The sequence below is a fragment of the Lysobacter olei genome, from assembly GCF_054777355.1.
In genome coordinates this window covers 285,633-306,920 of the sequence record NZ_BAAHAT010000001.1, presented here as the reverse complement: position 1 = coordinate 306,920, position 21,288 = coordinate 285,633, and the positions used below count along the sequence as shown (strand labels likewise).

The 21,288-nt window shown below is 66.0% G+C and carries 22 protein-coding genes and 1 pseudogene; 20 read left to right on the top strand and 3 right to left on the bottom strand.

Features of this window, described 5'->3' with window-relative positions:
• The first annotated feature begins 44 nt into the window (after positions 1-44).
• From rpsH to ACYVBS_RS01480, 14 genes are all read left to right on the top strand, one after another.
• On the top strand, positions 45-440 hold the full coding sequence (rpsH, locus tag ACYVBS_RS01545) for a 30S ribosomal protein S8 (protein WP_460821351.1): 396 nt from the start codon (positions 45-47) through the stop codon (positions 438-440).
• A gap of 14 nt (positions 441-454) precedes the next feature.
• Complete coding sequence (rplF, locus tag ACYVBS_RS01540) at positions 455-982, top strand: 50S ribosomal protein L6 (RefSeq protein ID WP_460821349.1); 528 nt, start codon at positions 455-457, stop codon at positions 980-982.
• Between the two features lie 68 nt (positions 983-1,050).
• On the top strand, positions 1,051-1,404 hold the full coding sequence (rplR, locus tag ACYVBS_RS01535) for a 50S ribosomal protein L18 (protein ID WP_460821348.1): 354 nt from the start codon (positions 1,051-1,053) through the stop codon (positions 1,402-1,404).
• A 172-nt stretch (positions 1,405-1,576) separates the two neighbouring features.
• Positions 1,577-2,116 carry a 30S ribosomal protein S5 gene (gene rpsE, locus ACYVBS_RS01530; RefSeq protein WP_052108139.1) on the top strand — a complete coding sequence of 180 codons (540 nt, stop codon included), beginning with the start codon at positions 1,577-1,579 and terminating at the stop codon, positions 2,114-2,116.
• Positions 2,109-2,306, top strand: a complete 198-nt coding sequence (gene rpmD, locus ACYVBS_RS01525) for a 50S ribosomal protein L30 (protein WP_460821346.1) — start codon at positions 2,109-2,111, stop codon at positions 2,304-2,306. Before rpsE ends, rpmD begins: the two co-directional genes overlap by 8 nt.
• Complete coding sequence (gene rplO / locus ACYVBS_RS01520) at positions 2,306-2,749, top strand: 50S ribosomal protein L15 (protein ID WP_460821606.1); 444 nt, start codon at positions 2,306-2,308, stop codon at positions 2,747-2,749. The genes rpmD and rplO overlap by 1 nt, the downstream gene beginning before the upstream one ends.
• Before the next feature lie 7 nt (positions 2,750-2,756).
• Positions 2,757-4,115 carry a preprotein translocase subunit SecY gene (gene secY, locus ACYVBS_RS01515; RefSeq protein WP_460821344.1) on the top strand — a complete coding sequence of 453 codons (1,359 nt, stop codon included), beginning with the start codon at positions 2,757-2,759 and terminating at the stop codon, positions 4,113-4,115.
• Positions 4,116-4,429: 314 nt separating this feature from the next.
• Entirely contained in the window at positions 4,430-4,786 is a 357-nt protein-coding gene (gene rpsM / locus ACYVBS_RS01510; RefSeq protein ID WP_036137825.1) for a 30S ribosomal protein S13, read from the top strand.
• A gap of 12 nt (positions 4,787-4,798) precedes the next feature.
• Positions 4,799-5,191, top strand: a complete 393-nt coding sequence (gene rpsK / locus ACYVBS_RS01505; RefSeq protein ID WP_036137822.1) for a 30S ribosomal protein S11 — start codon at positions 4,799-4,801, stop codon at positions 5,189-5,191.
• Between the two features lie 14 nt (positions 5,192-5,205).
• The gene (rpsD, locus tag ACYVBS_RS01500; protein WP_036137819.1) at positions 5,206-5,835 is read left to right on the top strand and encodes a 30S ribosomal protein S4; all 630 of its coding nucleotides are present in this window, start codon (positions 5,206-5,208) and stop codon (positions 5,833-5,835) included.
• Between the two features lie 52 nt (positions 5,836-5,887).
• A complete protein-coding gene (locus tag ACYVBS_RS01495; protein WP_460821342.1) occupies positions 5,888-6,886 on the top strand; it encodes a DNA-directed RNA polymerase subunit alpha in 999 nt (332 codons plus the stop codon).
• 198 nt (positions 6,887-7,084) lie between these two features.
• Positions 7,085-7,456: a 50S ribosomal protein L17 gene (gene rplQ, locus ACYVBS_RS01490; protein WP_144815896.1), complete on the top strand. Its 372-nt coding sequence runs from the start codon at positions 7,085-7,087 to the stop codon at positions 7,454-7,456.
• 215 nt (positions 7,457-7,671) lie between these two features.
• Positions 7,672-8,169, top strand: coding sequence for a disulfide bond formation protein B (locus ACYVBS_RS01485; protein WP_460821341.1), 498 nt, complete (start codon positions 7,672-7,674; stop codon positions 8,167-8,169).
• Positions 8,170-8,261: 92 nt separating this feature from the next.
• Complete coding sequence (locus ACYVBS_RS01480) at positions 8,262-9,650, top strand: class II 3-deoxy-7-phosphoheptulonate synthase (protein ID WP_460821340.1); 1,389 nt, start codon at positions 8,262-8,264, stop codon at positions 9,648-9,650.
• 225 nt (positions 9,651-9,875) lie between these two features.
• Here ACYVBS_RS01480 and ACYVBS_RS01475 read toward each other — a convergent pair.
• The 3 genes and pseudogenes from ACYVBS_RS01475 to typA all read right to left on the bottom strand — a co-directional run.
• Positions 9,876-11,546: pseudogene (locus tag ACYVBS_RS01475) on the bottom strand (amidase); the annotation flags it as partial.
• A 274-nt stretch (positions 11,547-11,820) separates the two neighbouring features.
• Complete coding sequence (locus ACYVBS_RS01470) at positions 11,821-12,291, bottom strand: DUF2127 domain-containing protein (RefSeq protein WP_460821339.1); 471 nt, start codon at positions 12,289-12,291, stop codon at positions 11,821-11,823.
• A gap of 23 nt (positions 12,292-12,314) precedes the next feature.
• Positions 12,315-14,162, bottom strand: a complete 1,848-nt coding sequence (gene typA / locus ACYVBS_RS01465; protein ID WP_460821338.1) for a translational GTPase TypA — start codon at positions 14,160-14,162, stop codon at positions 12,315-12,317.
• Between the two features lie 221 nt (positions 14,163-14,383).
• On the opposite strand from typA, the gene ACYVBS_RS01460 reads away from it, so the two are divergent.
• The 6 genes from ACYVBS_RS01460 (at position 14,384) to prpB (ending at position 21,085) form a co-directional block, all read left to right on the top strand.
• Entirely contained in the window at positions 14,384-14,890 is a 507-nt protein-coding gene (locus ACYVBS_RS01460) for a peptidylprolyl isomerase (RefSeq protein WP_460821337.1), read from the top strand.
• 420 nt (positions 14,891-15,310) lie between these two features.
• The gene (locus ACYVBS_RS01455; RefSeq protein ID WP_460821336.1) at positions 15,311-16,516 is read left to right on the top strand and encodes a pyridoxal phosphate-dependent aminotransferase; all 1,206 of its coding nucleotides are present in this window, start codon (positions 15,311-15,313) and stop codon (positions 16,514-16,516) included.
• A gap of 15 nt (positions 16,517-16,531) precedes the next feature.
• Positions 16,532-16,888, top strand: a complete 357-nt coding sequence (locus ACYVBS_RS01450; protein ID WP_460821335.1) for a glutaredoxin family protein — start codon at positions 16,532-16,534, stop codon at positions 16,886-16,888.
• Positions 16,889-16,933: 45 nt separating this feature from the next.
• A complete protein-coding gene (locus ACYVBS_RS01445; protein ID WP_460821334.1) occupies positions 16,934-17,920 on the top strand; it encodes a malate dehydrogenase in 987 nt (328 codons plus the stop codon).
• 312 nt (positions 17,921-18,232) lie between these two features.
• Positions 18,233-20,131, top strand: coding sequence for a propionate--CoA ligase (prpE, locus tag ACYVBS_RS01440; protein ID WP_460821605.1), 1,899 nt, complete (start codon positions 18,233-18,235; stop codon positions 20,129-20,131).
• A gap of 69 nt (positions 20,132-20,200) precedes the next feature.
• A complete protein-coding gene (gene prpB, locus ACYVBS_RS01435) occupies positions 20,201-21,085 on the top strand; it encodes a methylisocitrate lyase (RefSeq protein WP_460821333.1) in 885 nt (294 codons plus the stop codon).
• Positions 21,086-21,288: the final 203 nt, after the last annotated feature.

The following is a 21,288-nucleotide window of genomic DNA, read 5'->3' as shown; positions in this document are numbered from 1 at the left end:
AATTCGCATACCGCGGATATCGGTGCACTCATAAGGACTCATCCATGAGCATGACTGATCCCATCGCCGACATGCTGGTTCGCATCAAGAATGCGGCCGCTGTTCGGAAGCAGACGGTGAAGATGCCGTCGTCCAAGATCAAGGCCGCGATCGCCACCGTTCTGAAGAACGAGGGCTACATCGCTGATTTCCGCGTGACCCAGGACGGCGCCAAGGCCGAACTGGAAATCGTGCTGAAGTACTTCGAAGGCAAGCCGGTGATCGAGCGCCTGCAGCGCTACTCCCGTTCGGGCCTGCGCCAGTACCGCGGGAAGAGCGATCTGCCGAAGGTCCTCGGTGGCCTGGGCGTCGCCATCATTTCCACCTCCAAGGGCATCATGACCGATGCGCAGGCGCGCCAGCAGGGCGTCGGCGGTGAAGTCCTGTGCTTCGTGGCCTAAGGGAGAACTGAGCCATGTCCCGCGTTGCCAAGAAGCCGATCGCCCTGGCCAAGGGCGTTGAACTGAACATCCAGGCCGACTCGATCACCGCCAAGGGCCCGAAGGGCACCCTGGCGATCGCCAAGCCCGCCGCCATCGAGCTGAAGGTTGAGGACGGCCACGCCGTGTTCTCGACCGAAGATGCCGCGTTGATCCCGCTGACCGGCACCCTGCGTGCCATCCTCGCCAACATGGTGAAGGGCGTGTCCGAAGGCTTCGAGCGCAAGCTCGAGCTGGTCGGCGTCGGCTACCGTGCCGCCATGCAGGGCAAGGACCTGAACCTGTCGCTGGGTTTCTCGCATCCGATCCTGTTCCCGGCGCCGGAAGGTATCACCATCGCCACCCCGACCCAGACCGAAGTCGTGGTCTCGGGCGCTGACAAGCAGCGCGTGGGCGAAGTTGCTGCCAAGATCCGCGGATTCCGTCCGCCGGAGCCGTACAAGGGCAAGGGCGTCAAGTACGCCGGCGAAGTCATCATCCGCAAGGAAGCCAAGAAGGCCTAATGCGGTCCGGGTCCGGCCGGTAACGGTCGGCCCGCTCAGCGAAGCTTTCAGCTTTCGGAGACTAGATCATGAACAAGAACACCGCTCGCCTGCGTCGCGCCAAGTCGACCCGTGCACACATCCGCGAACTCGGCGTGCCGCGCCTGTCGGTGCTGCGCACCGGCCAGCACCTGTACGCCCAGGTCTTCACCGCCGACGGTTCCAAGGTCCTGGCTTCGGCCTCGACCGTGCAGGCCGACGTCAAGGAAGGCCTGAAGAACGGCAAGAACGCAGACGCCGCCGCCAAGGTCGGTCGTCTGGTCGCCGAGCGCGCCAAGGCGGCTGGTATCGAGAAGGTCGCCTTTGACCGCTCGGGCTACCGCTATCACGGCCGCATCAAGGTGCTGGCTGACGCCGCCCGTGAAGGTGGCCTGCAGTTCTGATGCTTGAAGGCGTGGGGATTCGTCCCCACGCCTCCTGTATTCAAAGGGTATTGCCGCCGACGGGGCTTGCCGTCGGACGCGTCGTCCGGATTGCCGATTGCGCGGAACGCCCGATGTAACCACAACCATAAGCGGCCAAGCCGCAAATCCTTCAACTACAGAGAATTCGAAAATGGCAGAAGAACGTGCACCGCGGGGTCGTGATCGCGACCGTAACCGCGAAGAGATCGACGACGGCATGATCGAGAAGCTGATTGCGGTCAACCGCGTCAGCAAGACCGTCAAGGGTGGTCGCCAGTTCACCTTCACCGCGCTGACGGTGGTGGGCGATGGCAACGGCAAGGTTGGCTTCGGCTATGGCAAGGCGCGCGAAGTGCCGGTCGCCATCCAGAAGTCGATGGAATACGCCCGCAAGGCAATGAACAACGTCGACCTGAATAACGGCACCCTGTGGCACGCGGTCAAGTCCGGCCACGGCGCAGCCCGCGTGTTCATGCAGCCGGCCTCGGAAGGTACCGGCGTGATCGCCGGTGGCGCGATGCGCGCCGTGCTGGAAGCTGTCGGCGTTAAGAACGTGCTGGCCAAGGCCGTTGGTTCGCGCAACCCGATCAACCTGGTCCGCGCCACCATCAAGGGCCTGACCGACATGCACTCGCCGTCGCAGATCGCGGCCAAGCGCGGCAAGAAGGTGGAGGATCTGATCAATGGCTAAGAACGAAGCTGCTGCCGGCACCATCAAGGTGCGCCTGGTCAAGGGCCTGCGTGGTACCCAGTCGCGTCACCGTCTGTCGGTGAAGGCGCTGGGCCTGGGCAAGCTGAACAGCGTCCGTGAGCTCAAGGACAGCCCGCAGGTTCGCGGTCTGATCAACCAGCTCCACTACCTCGTTCGCGTGGAGGAGTAATCATCATGCGTCTCAACACTCTGCAACCCGCCGAGGGCGCCCGTCAGGAGCGTACCCGCGTCGGTCGTGGTATCGGTTCGGGCCTGGGCAAGACTGCCGGCCGCGGCCACAAGGGCTCGTTCGCGCGCGCCGGTAAGGGCAAGATCAAGGCCGGCTTCGAAGGCGGTCAGATGCCCATGTACATGCGCCTGCCGAAGGTCGGCTTCCGCTCCAAGCTGAAGAACGACACCGCTGAAGTGCTGCTGTACCAGCTGGACAAGCTGGACGCTGGCGAGATCGACTTCGCGGCCCTGCGCGCTGCCAAGCTGGTGCCGAGCACCGCCAAGCAGGCCAAGATCGTGAAGAAGGGCGAGCTGAGCAAGGCCTTCGTGCTGAAGGGTCTGCTGGCCACCGCCGGTGCCAAGGCCGCGATTGAAGCGGCTGGCGGCAAGGTCGGGGAGTAATCGACGCATGGCGCGGAGCGGCAACGCGATGGCCGGCGTAGGTGGCGGGCTCGGTAAGTTCACCGAGCTCCGCCAACGTCTGTTGTTTGTAATCGGCGCTCTGATCGTCTACCGCATCGGTTGCTACATTCCGGTGCCGGGCGTCAATCCGGAGGCGATGCTTCGCCTGATGGAGACCCAGCAGGGCACCATCGTGGACATGTTCAACATGTTCTCGGGCGGTGCGCTGGAGCGGTTCAGCCTGCTGGCCTTGAACGTGATGCCGTACATTTCGGCGTCGATCATCGTCCAGTTGCTGACCCAGATCGTGCCGAGCCTGAAGGCCATCCAGAAGGAAGGCGAATCGGGCCGTAAGCGCATCAACCAGTGGTCGCGTCTCGGTGCGATTCCGCTCGCCATCTTTCAGGCGTGGGGCATCGCGACGGCGCTGCAGGCCGGTGGCGCCAGCCAGGGCATTCCGGTGGTGTATAACCCCGGTCCGGGCTTCGTCATCACGGCTGTGATCGCCCTGACGGCGGGCACGATGTTCCTGATGTGGCTGGGCGAGCAGGTGACGGAGCGGGGCATCGGCAACGGTGTGTCGCTGATCATCTTCGCGGGCATCGTCGCGGGCTTGCCGGCTGCGCTGATCGGCATGTTCGAGCAGATCCGCAACGGCGACATGAGCCCGATCATTGCGATCCTGGTGGTCGCCATCGTCCTCGTCTTCACCTATCTGGTGGTGTTCGTCGAGCGTGGCCAGCGTCGGATCACGGTGAATTACGCGCGACGCCAAGGCGGTCGCAACGCGTACATGAACCAGTCGTCGTTCCTGCCGCTCAAGCTGAACATGTCGGGCGTCATCCCGGCGATCTTCGCCTCGAGCATCGTGATGTTTCCGGCGACGGCCGCCACCTGGTTTGCCCAGGGCAGCTCCAATGCCTGGTTGCTCAAGCTCAGCAACATGCTGAATCCGGGCGAGCCGCTGCACATGGTGCTGTATGCCGCGCTGATCACCGGCTTTGCTTTCTTCTATACCGCGCTGGTGTTCAACTCCCAGGAAACCGCGGATAATCTGAAGAAGTCGGGCGCGCTGATCCCGGGCATTCGTCCGGGCAAGGCCACGGCGGACTACATCGATGGCGTGCTGACCCGTCTGACGGCGGCTGGTGCGATCTACCTGGTGGTGGTCTGCCTGTTGCCGGAAGTGATGCGTACCCAGATGGGCACCTCGTTCTATTTCGGTGGTACGTCGCTGCTGATCGTAGTGGTCGTGGTGATGGACTTCATTGCGCAGATCCAGGCGCACCTGATGTCGCACCAGTACGAGAGCCTCCTGAAGAAGGCCAACCTGAAGGGCGGTTCGCGCGGCCTGCCGCGCGGCTGAGAAAGTTGTTTGGCGTCTCCGCACCAGCGGCGGATTGACGACAAGAAGGGCGACCCGGGCGGCGGTCTCGCGCACGGGTGAGTTGGAGCCGGTCCTCGCGCCAGAGTAGCGCGGGGGGTCGGGAGAGGGGTTAGACAGCCTCTCCCAGACAGTTCCCTCTCGTCGCCGGAGCATGGGCACACTCCCCATGCCGGAGATCCTGCGGTGCCCTCGGGCCCCGCAGGCCTTCCTATTGACCCGAGACCTTGATAAACTTGTCGATTCACTCCGTCGGATGGACTCATCCGGCCGCCAAACTAGTTGGAGATCGCGTTATGGCGCGTATTGCTGGCGTCAATTTGCCTGCCCAGAAGCATGTCTGGGTCGGGCTTCAGAGTATTTACGGCATTGGCCGTACCCGTTCGAAGCAGGTCTGCGATGCCGCAGGCGTGACTTCGACCACCAAGATCCGTGACCTGTCCGAGCCGGAAGTCGAGCGCCTGCGCGCCGAAATCGGCAAGTACGTCGTGGAAGGCGACCTGCGCCGTGAGGTCGGTATCGCCATCAAGCGCCTGATGGACCTGGGCTGCTACCGCGGCCTGCGTCACCGTCGCGGCCTGCCGCTGCGCGGCCAGCGTACCCGGACCAATGCTCGCACCCGTAAGGGTCCGCGCAAGGCCATCAAGAAGTAAGGGGTATAGATCATGGCCAAGCCTGCTGCAGCCAAGACCAAGAAGAAGATCAAGCGCGTCGTCACCGACGGCATCGCCCACGTCCACGCTTCTTTCAACAACACCATCGTCACGATCACCGACCGCCAGGGCAATGCACTGAGCTGGGCGACCTCGGGCGGCGCCGGTTTCCGCGGCTCCCGCAAGTCGACCCCGTTCGCGGCCCAGGTTGCCGCCGAAAAGGCCGGTCGTGCTGCCCTCGATTACGGCCTGAAGACGCTCGAAGTGCGTATCAAGGGTCCGGGTCCGGGTCGCGAGTCCGCCGTTCGTTCGCTGAACAACGTCGGCTACAAGATCGCCAACATCATCGACGTCACGCCGATTCCGCACAACGGCTGCCGTCCGCCGAAAAAGCGCCGCGTCTGAGGAGCTGAAGAGACATGGCACGTTATATTGGTCCCAAGTGTAAGCTCTCCCGCCGCGAAGGCGCCGACCTCTCGCTGAAGTCGCCCGTCCGCGCCCTCGACTCGAAGTGCAAGCTGGAGCAGAAGCCCGGCCAGCACGGTCCGACCGCCCGCAAGGGCAAGCTGTCGGACTACGCCACCCAGCTGCGTGAAAAGCAGAAGGTCAAGCGTATCTACGGTCTGCTGGAGCGTCAGTTCCGCAACTACTACAAGAAGGCCTCGAACAAGAAGGGCAACACCGGTGAAAACCTGTTGCAGCTGCTCGAGACCCGTCTGGACAACGTCGTCTACCGCATGGGCTTCGCGGTGACCCGTCCGGCCGCCCGCCAGCTGGTCTCGCACCGTGGTGTGACGGTCAACGGCAAGTCCGTGAACCTGCCGTCGTACCAGGTCAAGGCCGGCGACGCGATCGCGCTCTCCGAGCGTGCCCAGAAGCAGCTCCGCGTGCAGGAATCCCTGTCCGTGGCGCAGCAGATGGACCTGTCGCCGTCGTGGGTCGAGGTGGACAGCAAGAAGTTCGCGGGCGTCTTCAAGGCCGTTCCGGACCGTGCTGACCTGCCGGCCGACATCAACGAAGCGCTGATCGTCGAGCTGTACTCGAAGTAATGACTTTGAATCCCCCGGCCCCCGCCGGGGGAAACGCAGGAGACACCACCCTATGACGGTAACCGCAAACCAGGTACTTCGCCCCCGCGGTCCCCAGATCGAGCGCCTCACGGGCAACCGTGCGAAGGTCGTGATCGAACCGCTGGAGCGTGGCTACGGCCACACCCTCGGCAATGCGCTGCGTCGCGTGCTGCTGTCGTCCATCCCCGGCTTCGCGATCACCGAAGTCGAGATCGACGGCGTGCTGCACGAGTACACCACCGTGGAAGGCCTGGAAGAGGACGTGCTGGAGGTTCTGCTGAACCTCAAGGACGTCGCCATCCGCATGCACACGGGCGATTCGTCGACCCTGTCCCTGTCCAAGCAGGGCCCGGGCGTCGTCACCGCCGGTGACATCAAGACCGACCACAACGTCGAGATCCTCAACCCGGAACATGTGATCTGCCACCTGACCAAGGACACGGCACTCAACATGCGCCTGAAGATCGAGCGCGGTTTCGGTTACCAGCCGGCCGCCGCCCGTCGTCGCCCGGACGAGGAGACCCGCGCCCTGGGTCGTCTGATGCTGGACGCGAGCTTCTCGCCGGTCCGCCGCGTCGCGTATGCCGTGGAAGCGGCCCGCGTGGAGCAGCGCACCGACCTGGACAAGCTGGTGCTGGACATCGAGACCAACGGCACGATCGACGCCGAGGAAGCGATCCGCACCGCCGCCGAGATCATCACCGACCAGTTGTCGGTCTTTGGTGACTTCACCCAGCGCGGTCCGGGCACCCAGAAGCAGCAGCCGACCGGCGTTGACCCGATCCTGTTGCGTCCGATCGATGACCTCGAGTTGACCGTCCGTTCGGCCAACTGCCTGAAGGCCGAGAGCATCTACTACGTCGGCGATCTGATCCAGAAGACCGAGGTCGAGCTGCTCAAGACCCCGAACCTGGGCAAGAAGTCGCTCACCGAGATCAAGGAAGTCCTCGCTCAGCGCGGTCTTTCGCTCGGCATGAAGCTTGAGAACTGGCCGCCGGCGGGCATTGCCTCGCACGGCATGATGGGCTGAGTTCGGCAGTAACGTGGACCCCCGCCCATCGGGCGGGGGTTCATTGCAGTACCGCAGCACCCCGTCGACGGGCCTGAAGGCCCGCGGCATGACCGGTCAGGGAGGGCCGGCACGGACCAACCGCAGTCCAAGTGGCAACGCCGGGATGGCGACAGCGAAGTTCAACAGCCTCAACATTCTCATTAAGGAAACCTACCCATGCGCCACCAGAAGTCCGGCCGAAAGTTCAACCGCACCAGCGCCCACCGCGATGCGATGTTCACCAACATGGCCGCCTCGCTGATCAAGCACGGCCTGATCCGCACCACCCTGCCGAAGGCCAAGGAACTGCGCCGCGTTGCCGAGCCGCTGATCACCCTGGCCAAGGTTGATGGCGTTGCCAACCGCCGCCTCGCTTTCTCGCGCCTGCGCGACAAGGAAGCCGTGGGCACCCTGTTCACCACGCTGGGTCCGCGCTACGCCGCCCGCAACGGTGGCTACACCCGCATCCTGAAGTGCGGCTTCCGCGCCGGCGACAACGCGCCGATGGCGTACGTCGAGCTGCTGGACCGTCCGGCCGCTGCGGAGTAATTCCCGCGCTGGACACGGGTCGGGAGCGCATGCGCTCCGACCAGGCGAAGCCCCGGCAAGCCGGGGCTTTCGCGTTTTTGATGGCGGTTCTTCGCGTGTGAACTTTTGGGCACGTTCGGGGTCGAGTAGACATGCGAACGGGTGCCTACCGGAACTGTTGCGCGGCGAAGCGAGTGCTTCGCTTCCCCCATGCCAGCGATTAAGCTCTAGCCATGATGAATGCCCTGTTGCGCGGCTCGTTCCGCACTCAATTCCTGCTCGGGTTCCTTGCTTGCGCGGGCTTGCTCGCGTACGCCATCTACACGCAGCTCCACGATGGCCTGGAGCCCTGCAATCTCTGCATTTTCCAGCGCGTCGCCTTCTTCGGCCTGGGGATCGTCTTCCTCGTCGGGGGGCTCCATGGGGCGCGTGGCGCGGGCCGGCGCGTGTACGGCGCGCTGGCGGGACTGGCAGCGCTGGCCGGCATCGCGATCGCGGGTCGTCACGTCTGGATCCAGATGTTCCCGTCGCCGACGGCAAGCTGTGGCGTGCCGCTGTCGTTCATGCGCGAGACGATGTCGACGACGGACGTCATCCGCAAGGTAATGACGGCCACGGGCAATTGCGGCGACATCGACTGGACGTTCCTCGGCCTGTCGATGCCGTGGTGGAGCCTGATCTGGTTCGTGCTGCTGGGCGTTTGGGCGCTGTACGCGGCGTTCCGTCGCGGCTGAAGCGGGTTACCCGTTGCTGACGTAACGGTTGCAGCACGCTGGGGCGCGGCGGATGATGGGTTGCTGCTCCGCAACAACCCGTCGTGAATGCCATGTCCAATCCCGGTCGTCCCCTGCAACCCGTCAACCTGCCCAGCGAATGGACGCCGTCGTCCTGGCGCGCCTACCCGGCGCTGCAACTGCCGCAGTATCCGGACGGGGACGCGCTGGAGGCAGCACTGGTGGAGCTGCGGACCCTGCCGCCGCTGGTGACGTCCTGGGAAATCCTGGCGCTCAAGCAGCAGATCGCCGACGCGCAGGAAGGCAAGCGCTTCCTGCTGCAGGGTGGCGACTGCGCCGAGACGTTTGCGTCGTGCTCGTCGGAGGTCATCTCCAATCGGCTGAAGGTGCTGCTGCAGATGAGCCTGGTGCTGGTGCACGGGCTGCGCAAGCCGGTGGTGCGCGTGGGTCGCTTCGCCGGCCAGTACGCCAAGCCGCGTTCGTCCGATACCGAGACCGTGGACGGGGTCACCCTGCCGAGCTACCGCGGTGACCTGGTCAACGCGCCGGAGTTCACCGCCGGCGCACGCATCCCCGATCCGCGCCGGATGATCAAGGGCCATGCGCGCTCGGCGATGACGATGAACTTCGTGCGTTCGCTGATCGATGGCGGTTTCGCGGACCTGCACCACCCCGAATACTGGAACCTCAGCTGGGTGGGGCACTCGCCGCTGGCCGACGAGTACCGGCGGATGGTGAACGGCATCGGCGATGCGGTCCGCTTCATGGAAACGCTGTCCGGTTCGCAGGTGCACAACCTCAACCGCGTCGACTTCTACACGTCGCACGAGGCGTTGCTGCTGCCGTACGAGGAGTCGCAGACGCGGCAGGTGCCGCGCCACTGGGGCTGGTTCAACCTCAGCACGCACTTCCCCTGGATTGGAATGCGCACGGCGGCGGTCGATGGCGCGCACGTGGAGTACTTCCGCGGTATTCGCAACCCGATCGCGATCAAGGTCGGACCGTCGGTGACGCCGGACCAGTTGTTGCGGGTGATCGATGTGCTGAATCCCGAGGACGAGCCGGGCCGCCTGACGTTCATTCACCGCATGGGTGCGGCGCAGATCGCGGAGAAGTTGCCGCCGCTGCTGGAGGGGATGCGCCGCGATGGCCGGCGGGTGCTGTGGGTGTGCGACCCGATGCATGGCAACACGGAGAGCACCACCAACGGTTACAAGACGCGTCGCTTCCGCAATATCCGCAGCGAGTTGGAGCAATCCCTGGACCTGCACGCGGCGGCGGGCACGCGTCTGGGCGGCGTGCACCTGGAACTGACGGGCGAGGACGTGACGGAATGCCTCGGCGGTGCACGTGAATTGACCGAGAGCGACCTGGAGCGGGCATACCACTCCACGGTCGACCCGCGCCTGAACTACGAGCAGGCCCTGGAAGTGGCGATGCTGATCGTGCGCAAGCAGGAGCAGATCTCCGCGCCGGTGTGATCGCTCCGCACGACGCGGACGGGATGGGAACAAAGAAGGCCGCGGATTACTCCGCGGCCTTTCTGTTGGGATGGCGCTCGAGGGTCACGGCTGGTCGACCGACCCGCCGGGCAGGGTGGTGGGGCGAGGGCGCGAGCGAGCGGGCGTGGACGCGCTGGCTGCGGGCGCTGCCGCACCCGCCGGTGCGGAAGTGGCGGCCGGATCGCTGGGGACATTGGCGGCCTGCGAGGCGGCCGCCGTCGCGATGGGGTCCGTCGAAATGGGGGCTGCGGGAGGCGGCGCGGGATCCGCACCGATGCTCGCTACGAAGCGTGGCGCCTTGCGGGCCTTGGTCGCCTGTTCAAAGCTGTAGGCCAGGCCGAGCAGGCGTGGCTCGCTCCACGCCGGTCCCATGAAGACCACGCCAACCGGCAGGCCCTTCACTTCCCCCATGGGCACGGTGACGCTGGGAGTGCCGGCGACGGCCGCCAGCCCATAGCCGGCGCCCAGGAAGTGGTCACCGTGGGCCAGGTCGGTGCGCCACGCGGACGATGTGGCGGGTGCGATGAGCGCATCCAGGGCATGGGCCGACAGGGTGGCCTCCAGGCCTTCGGTGCGCGCCAGACGCCGCGCGTCCGACCGCGCGGTTTGATAGGCGGGCTCACCGAGCGAGCCCTTCGCCTGGGCCTGTTCCAGCAGTTCCTGCCCGAAATGGGGCATGGTCGCCTGCCGGTGGCGCTGGTTGTATTCAATGATCTGCGCGAGCGCGCCCACCGGCGCACCGCTGTTGGCGAGGTAGTACTCGACGCCTGCCTTGAACTCGTACAGCAGGACCTGGAATTCGGCGTCACGCCATTGGCCCCAGGTGGGCACGGTGACGTCAACGACGACCGCACCGGCTTTGCGCATGGCGCTGATGGCCCGCTCCATCGTCGCATCGGTGGGGACGTGGTAGCCCATCGCCTGGCGGACCACGCCCAGGCGGGCCCCGCGCAGGGCATCGGGCCGCAGCCGCGCTTCATAGTCGAACACGGCACGGCCGGCGCTGTCGGCGGTAATGGGGTCGCGCTCGTCTCGGCCGACCATCACCGACAACAACGCGGCCGCATCCGCCACGCTACGCGCCATCGGGCCGGCGGTGTCCTGCGTCCGGGAGATGGGGATGATGCCGCTGCGGCTGACCAGTCCCACGGTTGGCTTGATGCCGACCAGCCCGTTCACGGCGGACGGGCAGATGATGCTGCCGTCCGTTTCCGTGCCGACGCCGACCACGGCGAGGTTGGCGGCAATGGCCGCGCCGGTGCCGGAACTGGAGCCGCATGCATTGCGATCGAGCACGTAGGGATTGCGGGTAAGGCCGCCCCGGCTGCTCCAACCGGATGTGGAATGGGTGGAGCGGAAGTTGGCCCATTCGCTCAGGTTGGTCTTACCCAGCACGACCGCGCCGGCATCGCGCAGGCGACGCACGAGGAAGGCATCCGCCTTGGGCCGGTGGTTGGCGAGCACCAACGTGCCCGCCGAGTTGGCCATCGGCGTGGCGTCGATGTTGTCCTTGAGCAGCACCGGGATGCCGTGCAGGGGGCCACGGACACGGCCGGCGCGTCGCTCGGCGTCGCGGGCTTCGGCTTCTTGCAGCGCGAGTGGATTGAGCTCGAGGACGGCGTTGAGCGTGGGGCCGGCGTCGTCGATCGCGCTGATGCGCTCGAGGTAAGCCTGGGTGAGGGCGCGGCTGTTCAATTCGCCCCGCGCCATGCGCGCTTGGAGGCTGGCGATGTCCGCTTCGTCAAACGCGAGAGCGCTGGTCGCCGACGCGGGTGCATCGGACTTGCGCGTGGCTTCGGAGGACAGGTGTGGCACGGACGCGCGGTCGCACCCCGCCGTGGCCGCGACCAGTGCAGCCAGGACAAGCAGTCGCATTGCGATTTCCCCTTTCGCAGAGAGCGGGCCGAGCATAGCGCGGCTGAATGCGGGGGGACGGGGCGCGTGCGCAGACTGGGACCCCGGTCAACCACAGGATGGGATGGTTACACCGAATGTCAGTTGGGGGTGGCGTGCACCCTGGGGGCCGGTCTAAGTTCGGTCCCCAAGAGCCGAGAGCCGAGTGCTGATCGCCGTGCGCCGGGCGAAGAGGCCATGTGGGCAGTGCCGACGGGCCGTGCGGGCGAGCGGGCGGGTAGTGTGGCCCGACCGACTATTGGCGGCGCTTGACCAGGTCGCGGGCCAGGATCCAGACCACAAGCAGGTTGATGGCGAGGACGGAGGCCTCCAGCCAGCCCGGATGCGTGATGAGCGCATAGAGCTCGAAGGGCAGGTACACGGCTGCCCCGATGCAACCCATCCAGGACCCCCAGGCCCGGGCGCGCCACAGGCCCCACGCCTCGATGAAGCGCATCAGCGCATAGGCGAGGGTGATGGTGATGGCGACGACAATGGATTCAGGGTTGATGCCCCGTAGCAGCGAGGCGACCGGACCGTGCGAAGGGTTCAGGTGCAATTGCGCCGCCAGACCGTCCAGCGCGTGCTGCAGGGCGGCAGGGCCGACCCACGCGAGGCCGGCGGCGGCCAGAAGGGCAACGAGCCCCTTGGCCGCCTCGAACACGGCGATGGCATGCAGCCCCGGATGCGCATGCGGATCCGGGTTGTAGTGAGGCTGCGCCCCCATCGCCGTGCCGTGTGCCGCCGTGTTCAGGCGGCGCGCGATGCGCGCTTGCGATCGTTCTCGGTGCGGAATTTCTTGCGCAGGCGGATCTGCTTGGGCGTGACTTCGACCAGTTCGTCGTCGTCGATGAACTCCAGCGCCTGCTCCAGCGACAGCTTGATCGGCGGGATCAGGCCTTCGTCCTTGTCGGTGCCGGAGGCGCGGAAGTTGGTCAGCTGCTTGCCGCGCAGGGCATTGACGGTCAGGTCGTTGTCCTTGGCGTTGACGCCGACGATCTGGCCTTCGTAGATCTCCTCGCCCGGCTCGATGAACAGGCGGCCGCGCTCCTGCATGGCGATCTGCGCGTAGGCCGGCGACGGACCGGTGCCGTTGGAGATCAGCACGCCGTTCTGGCGCTGGCCGATGGTGCCCTCCATCTTCGGGCCGTAGTGGTCGAACACGTGGAACAGCAGGCCGGTGCCCGCGGTCAGGGTGCGGAACTCGGTCTGGAAGCCGATCAGGCCACGCGCCGGGATGATGTAGTCCAGGCGCACGCGGCCCTTGCCATCGGGCTCCATGTTCTGCAGCAGCGCCTTGCGCTCGCCCAGGCGGCCCATGACGCCACCCTGGAACTGCTCGTCCATGTCCACCACCAGCGACTCGTACGGCTCCTGCATCACGCCGTCGATTTCCTTGATGATGACCTCGGGGCGCGACACGGCCAGCTCGTAGCCTTCGCGGCGCATGTTCTCGATCAGGATCGACAGGTGCAGCTCGCCGCGGCCGGAGACCTTGAACTTGTCGGCGTCGGCAGTGTCTTCGACCTTCAGCGCCACGTTATGCGCGGTTTCGCGGGTGAGGCGATCACGCAGCTGGCGCGAGGTCAGGAACTTGCCGCCGCTGCGGTCCTTCACGCCGGCGAACGGCGAGTCGTTGACCTGGAAGGTCATCGAGATGGTCGGCTCGTCCACGGCCAGCACCGGCAGTTGCTCCACCGCCGACGGGTCGCACAGGGTGTCGGAGATGCCGATGCCCTCGATGCCGCTGAACGCAATGATGTCGCCGGCCTGGGCCTCGGCCACTTCAAGGCGCTCCAGGCCCATGAAGCCCAGCACCTGCAGCACCTTGCCGTTGCGGGTCTTGCCCTGACGGTCGATCACGGTGACGGTCTGGTTGGGCTTGATCTTGCCGCGCTGGATGCGGCCAACACCAATAATGCCGACGTAGTTGTTGTAGTCCAGCGAGGTCACGCGCATCTGGAAGGGGCCGTCCGGATCGACCGGCGGCGCGGGCACGTGCTCGCAGATGGCCTCGAACAGCGGGGTCATGTCGCCTTCGCGCACGTCTTCGGTCATGCCGGCGTAGCCCTGCAGGCCCGAGGCGTAGACGGTGGTGAAGTCGAGCTGGTCGTCGGTGGCGCCGAGGCGGTCGAACAGGTCGAAAGTCTGGTCCAGAACCCAGCTGGCGCGTGCGCCCGGGCGGTCGACCTTGTTGACCACCACGATCGGCTTGAAGCCCATCGCGAAGGCCTTCTGGGTGACGAAGCGCGTCTGCGGCATCGGGCCGTCCATCGCGTCGACCAGGATCAGCACCGAGTCGACCATCGACAGCACGCGCTCGACCTCACCGCCGAAGTCGGCGTGGCCCGGGGTGTCGACGATGTTGATGCGCCAGTCCTCGCCCGTCTTGGGGTTGGTCCAGCGGATGGCGGTGTTCTTCGACAGGATCGTGATGCCACGTTCCTTTTCGATGTCGTTGCTGTCCATCACGCGCTCGGCGAGCTGGGTACGCTCGTCGAAGGTGCCGGACTGCTTCAGCAGCTGGTCGACGAGGGTGGTCTTGCCATGGTCGACGTGGGCGACGATGGCGATATTGCGCAGGCGTTCGATGGACATCGGCGAAGGGCACCACGGTCAGTGGCGCCAGTTTCTGGAAGGAAGCGGGCCAGTATACCGGAAGCGGGGGCTTGGCCGGGGGGCGCTGGCTGAACGGCCGCTACCCCTTGTGTACCGACCCGGTCGTCGCCATCTCCGGCGGGATGGGCCGCCGGCCCGACCCGAATGCCGGGGCGGACGGAGCCCGGCCTGATGCACCCCATTCCCCATAGGAGACGGCCATGAGCCTGATTGCCCACTTTGACACCGAGCGCGGCCCGATCCGCATTGAACTGGCGGCCGACAAGGCGCCGCTGACCGTGGCCAACTTCGTCAACCTGGCCCAGCGCGGCTTCTACGACGGCCTGAACTTCCACCGCGTCATCGCCGACTTCATGATCCAGGGCGGTTGCCCGGAAGGCCGTGGCACCGGCGGCCCGGGCTACCGTTTTGAGGACGAGACCCGCAATGGCCTGAGCCATGAGCGCGGCGTGTTGTCGATGGCCAATGCCGGCCCGTCGACCAACGGCAGCCAGTTCTTCATCACCCACGTGGCGTGCCCGTGGCTGGACGGCAAGCACACCGTGTTCGGCAAGGTGATCGAAGGCCAGAACGTGGTGGACAGTGTGAAGCAGGGCGACAAGATCAACTCGGTGAAGATCGAAGGCGATGCCGCCGCCGCGATTGCCGCCAAGGCCGATCGCGTGGCCGAGTGGAACAAGACGCTGGACGCGAACGCGCGCGCCTGAGTTTCAGAACAGCGTTGATCTGCGCGAACGCCCACCCGGGTTGCCGGGTGGGCGTTTTGCTGAGGGCGCCGCGGGGGGCGCCAATTCGCCGGGCCCACACGGGCAGGGCGGAGGTTGCGGGTCGCGCCGGGCTGCCGGAGGGCGCGTGTCATCCACGGCAGAGACCCGGGGGGCGTGGGCAGCAGCAGACGGTGGATGCGGAGGCAGACCCTCAAGAGTCACCGGGAAGTGTCGGCCACGGCGGCACCTCACCAAACCGGGGCGAGGCGCGGTGGCCGATAAGACCAGCCGTTGCAGCGGCAAACGGTGCCGGGTGAGACCATCGTCGGCCCGGTCCGGGCGGGGGCCCCGTGGTACCATTTCAGGGCTCTGTACCGGGCTTTCCGCCCTCCCCACACGCTTCCCACGAGGTTTCTCGCGATGCCCCAGCTCGCCGCGCGCATTGGACGTGCCAAGCCCAGCGCCATCATGGCCGTTGCCGAAAAGGCCAAGCGCCTGAAGGCCGAAGGCCGCGACATCATCAGCTTCTCCATCGGCGTGCCGAACTTCCTGCCGGGCCCGCACGTGTACGAAGCCGCGCGCCAGGCGGTGGAGAAGGACAGCGGCCAGTACGGTAGCAACCGCGGCCCCGACGCGCTGCTGGACGCCTTCCTCAAGCACATCGAGCAGATCGGCCTGACCGGCTACACGCGCGCCAACTGCGCGACCGGCATCGGTGCCAAACACGTGATCTACAACCTGGCCGAGGCGCTGCTGGACGAGGGCGACACGATCGCCTTCCCGGCGCCGTACTGGACCAGCTACATGGACATCGCCGAGATCGTCAACGCGAAGGTCCAGCTGCTGCCGTGTCCGGCCAGCCAGAACTACAAGCTGACCCCGCAGCAGCTCGACGAGGCGCTGGCGAAGAAGCCGAAGGTGTTCCTGTTCAACAACCCGTCCAACCCGACGGGCATGGTGTACACCAAGGACGAGATCGTTGCGCTGGCCGACGTGCTGGTGAAGTATCCGGACACCTGGATCATCGCCGACGACATCTACAACCGCATGCTGTTCGACGGGCTGGAGTACTACAACTTCGTGCTCGCCCGCCCGGAGTTGCGCGACCGCGTGATCTTCCTCGACTCGCTGTCCAAGACCTACGGCATGCCGGGCTGGCGCCTTGGCTTCATGGTGGGCCCGGAGTCGGTGGCCAAGGCGCTGGTCACGCTCAACTCCAACCACATCACCAACGTGCCGGAAGTGGTCAACGCCGCCGGCATCGCGGCGCTGACCGGCCCGCAGGACGTGCCGACGCAGAAGTGCGCGGAGTTCCAGGGCAAGCGCGACCAGGTCATGGCCGTGATGAATGCCATCCCGGGCCTGGTGTGCCCGCGTCCGCAGGGCGCGTTCTACGTGTTCCCGGACATCAGCTGCGCATTCGGCAAGACCCACGGCCCGAGCGGCACGAAGATCGGCAACGACGTCGACTTTTGCAACGCTCTGCTGGAAGCCAAGGGCGTGGCCTGCGTGCCGGGTTCGGCGTTCGGTGAGCCGCGCGCGCTGCGCATCAGCTACACCTGCCCGACGCCGCAGCTCGCCCCCGGCCTGCAGCGGTTCCAGGAGTTCTTCGCGGAACTCGTCTGACAAGGAGCGTTGCTCATGCGCATGGTCTGGGTGCTGGTGGGGTTGGCGGCGATTGGCGGATGGATGCATTTCCGCGGCGATCCCGAGCCCACCCTGCACCCGGACGATCCGCGTGTGGTCACCGGTGATGACCGCATCGTGATGATGGCGGCCGAGTGGTGCGGTTACTGCCGCAAGCAGCAGAAGGAATTCGAGATGGCCAACGTGCGCTATCGGATTCTGGATGTGGATACGCCGGAAGGCGACCGCGCCATGCAGGCGCTGGGCGCGCGCGGCGTGCCCACCACCGTCATCGGCCAGCAGGTGGTGTACGGCTACAACACCGCCGAACTCAAAGAAAAACTTGCCCCCTTGGGCTATCGCGTGTTCTGACGCGCTGGCCGTCCCCACTCCAACCTGTTACGCAAGGAAACTTCCATGAAGACCCCCGTCCGCGTTGCCGTTACCGGTGCTGCCGGCCAGATCGGCTACTCGCTGCTGTTCCGCATCGCTTCCGGCGAGATGCTGGGCAAGGACCAGCCCGTCATCCTGCAGATGCTCGAGCTGCCGATGGAGAAGGCCCAGGCCGCGCTGAAGGGCGTGATGATGGAGCTGGAAGACTGTGCGTTCCCGCTGCTGGCCGGCATGGTCGGCACCGATGATGCGGAAGTGGCGTTCAAGGACGCCGACATCGCACTGCTGGTCGGCGCGCGTCCGCGTGGCCCGGGCATGGAGCGCAAGGACCTGCTGCTGGAGAACGCCAAGATCTTCACCGCGCAGGGCGCCGCGCTGAACAAGGTCGCCAGCCGCAACGTGAAGGTGCTGGTGGTCGGCAACCCGGCCAACACCAACGCCTACATCGCCATGAAGTCGGCGCCGGACCTGCCGGCCAAGAATTTCACCGCGATGCTGCGCCTGGACCACAACCGTGCGCTGTCGCAGCTGGCCAACAAGGCCGGCGTGGCCGTGGCCGACATCGAGAAGCTGGTGGTGTGGGGCAACCACAGCCCGACCATGTACCCGGACTACCGCTTCGCCACCGTCAACGGTGAGTCGCTGAAGGACAAGATCAACGACGCCGACTGGAACGCCAACACCTTCATTCCGCAGGTGGGCAAGCGCGGCGCGGCGATCATCGAGGCGCGTGGCCTGTCCTCGGCCGCCTCGGCTGCCAATGCCGCCATCGACCACATCCGTGACTGGGTGCTGGGCACCAACGGCAAGTGGGCCACCATGGGCGTGCCGTCCGACGGCAGCTACGGCATCCCGGAAGGCGTGATCTACGGCGTGCCGGTGACCTGCGCCAACGGCGAGTACACCCGCATCGAAGGCCTGCCGGTCGACGAGTTCAGCCGCGCGGCGATGGACAAGACGCTGGCCGAACTCGAGGAAGAGCGCGCCGGCGTGGCGCACCTGCTGGGCTGAGTGCGCGGCCCAACGATGGGCCTGTGCAGCTGGCGACCGCGATGCACTCCGGTGCTCCGTGGTAAGTGAATCAAGGAGCGGGGCGGCCTTCGGGTCGCCCCGCTTTGTTTTGAAACGGAAACTCCCGTTCTCATTGCTGCTGTGCGGCGAATGGCGCGTTGCAGCATTTTGAGATTGTTGGTGGCGACCAGGTCTTCAGGCACCTGACGAGAACTCCGTTAGACGTTCCTTCGCTGACTTTTCGACCAATGTCGTAGCGCGACCACCTGCTGCGCCGCGATAGCCTCGACGGATAGTCGTGGAGGAATGGACATGCGGTACGAGGAGTTCTATCGCCGTTCGATCGAGCAGCCGGAAGCCTTCTGGGCCGAGCAGGCACAGGCCATCCATTGGCGTCGCGTGCCGGACAGAATCCTTGATGATGCGAACCCTCCGTTTCGCAAATGGTTCGTCGGCGGCGAAACCAACCTCTGCTACAACGCGGTGGATCGCCACCTCGACGCGCGTGCCGACCAGCTGGCGCTGGTCACCATTTCCACCGAAACCGGCCTGACCCGCGAGATCACCTACCGGGAGCTGCACCGCGAAGTGAATGCGTTCGCCGCGGTGATCCAGTCACTGGGTGTGGAGCGCGGGGATCGCGTGGTGATCTACATGCCCAACATGGCGGAGGCCGTGTTCGCGATGCTGGCCTGCGCGCGCATCGGCGCGGTGCATTCGGTGGTGTTCGGTGGCTTCGCCTCGCATAACCTGGCGCTGCGCATCGACGATGCGGAACCGAAGCTGCTGATCTGCGCCGATGCGGGCATGCGCGGTGGCAAGGTCATCCCGTACAAGCCGCTGGTGGATGCGGCGTGCGCCGAGGCCACGTCGCCTCCGGCGCATGTGCTCATCGTCAATCGCGGGCTGGATCCCGACCTGACCCGCATCGACGGCCGAGACGTCGACTACGCCACGCTGCGCGCGCAGCACGAGGGCGCCGAGGTGGACGTGGCGTGGCTGGAGTCCAACGAGCCCAGCTACCTGCTCTACACCTCGGGCACCACGGGCAAACCCAAGGGCGTGCAGCGCGACGTGGGCGGCTATGCCGTGGCGATGGCGATGTCGATGTGGGCGATCTACGACATCCAGCCGGGGCAGGTGATGTTCTCCACCTCCGACGTGGGCTGGGCGGTGGGGCACAGCTACAACGTGTACGGCCCGCTGATCGCCGGCGCCACGTCGATCCTGTACGAAGGGTTGCCGGTCAACCCCGATCCCGCGATCTGGTGGCAGATCTGCGAACGCTACGGCGTGCGCACGATGTTTTCCTCGCCCACCGCGATCCGCGTGCTGAAGAAGCAGGACGCGGCCTACCTCAAGCAGCATGACCTGTCTGCGCTGAAATACCTGTTCCTGGCCGGTGAACCGCTGGATGAGCCCACCGCGAAGTGGATCACCGAGGGCATCGGCAAAACCATTGTCGACAACTACTGGCAGACCGAGACCGGTTGGCCGGTGCTGGCGCTGATGCCGGGGCTGGATATGAAGCCGGTGAAGTTCGGCTCACCCGGCCTTCCCACCCCCGGCTACAACCTGCGGGTGATCAACGACGTCACTGGTGAGGACGTGGCGCCAGGCGAGAAGGGCGTGCTGGTCATGGTGCCGCCGCTGCCGCCGGGTTTCATGACCACGATCTGGCGCGACGACGCGCGCTTCTTGTCCAGTTACTTCGGCCATTTCAAGGAGCTGCTGTACAGCTCGCTCGATTGGGCGATCCGCGACGCCGATGGCTACACCTTCATCCTGGGCCGCACCGACGACGTGATCAATGTGGCCGGCCATCGGCTGGGCACGCGCGAGATCGAGGAGTCGGTCTCCACCCATCCCTCGGTCGCGGAGGCGGCGGTGGTGGGTGTGCACGACGAGCTCAAGGGCCAGGTGCCCGTGGTGTTCGCCACACTCAAGCAGGGTGCCGAGGGCATCAGTGCGGTGGAAGTGGCGGCGGCCATGCAGAAGCGGGTGGTGGAACAGCTGGGCGCGGTGGCGCGCCCGTCGCGGGTGTACGTGGTCAACGCGCTGCCCAAGACCCGTTCGGGCAAGCTCCTGCGGCGGTCCATCCAGGCGCTGGCCGAGGCGCGCGACCCGGGCGACCTGTCGACGTTGGACGACCCGGGGGCACTGGATGAGGTGCGGCGGGCGCTGGGGCGGGGGGCGGACGCGGGCAATTGATGCCCGGCGCCGCACGCGATGCCGCTTCGTCCACTCAGCTAAAATGACGGGCTGAACACAGGAGACACCATGGCCCTCGCACCGTCCGCTGGCGCGCGCTTCCGCGCCGCCCTCTCCGAAGAATCCCCGCTGCAGGTGATGGGCGCCATCACCGCCTATGCCGGCTTGATGGCCAAGCGCGTGGGCTACAAGGCGCTGTACCTGTCCGGCGGCGGCGTGGCCGCCAACTCGCTGGGCATGCCGGACCTCGGCATCAGCACCATGGAAGATGTGCTGACCGACGCGCGCCGCATCGTCGACGCCACCGGCATGCCGCTGCTGGTCGACATCGACACCGGTTGGGGCGGCGCGTTCAATATCGGTCGCACCATCCGCAACTTCGAGCGCATTGGCGTGGCTGCCGTGCACATGGAAGACCAGGTGGGGCAGAAGCGCTGCGGCCACCGCCCGGGCAAGGAGGTGGTGACCAAGGACGAGATGGTCGACCGCGTGAAGGCTGCGGTGGATGCTCGCACCGACGCCGGTTTCGTGATCATGGCCCGCACTGACGCGGCCGCGGTGGAAGGCATCGACAGCGCCATCGAGCGCGCGGTGGCCTACGTCGAGGCCGGCGCCGACATGATCTTCCCGGAGGCGATGAAGACGCTGGACGACTATCGCAAGTTCAAGGCCGCGGTGAAGGTGCCGATCCTGGCCAACCTGACCGAGTTCGGCAGCACGCCGTTCTTCACCACCGATGAGTTGCGCGACGCGGGCGTGGACATCGCCCTGTATTGCTGCGGCGCGTACCGCGCAATGAACAAGGCGGCGCTGAACTTCTACGAGACCGTGCGCCGCGAAGGCACGCAGAAGAACATCATCGACACGCTGCAGTCGCGCGCCGACCTTTACGACTACCTGGGCTACCACGCGTACGAGGACAAGCTCGACGCGCTGTTTGCCCGCGACAAGTAATGCGGTGACGGCATGGTCGGCCGACGGAGCGTACAGGACCCCGCGATCCCGGGTTTCCCCTGTCCCACCTCCGCCGGCGCGTCCGTCCGCCCCCGACCGCAGCGGGCGCGATCTGGCCCGCCACGGTCGCTGCGACTTGCCAGTCGCAAAACAGGCTTTTTTTCTCTGTGTTCCCTAGCGTTTGATAACGCCGCGCACGACGG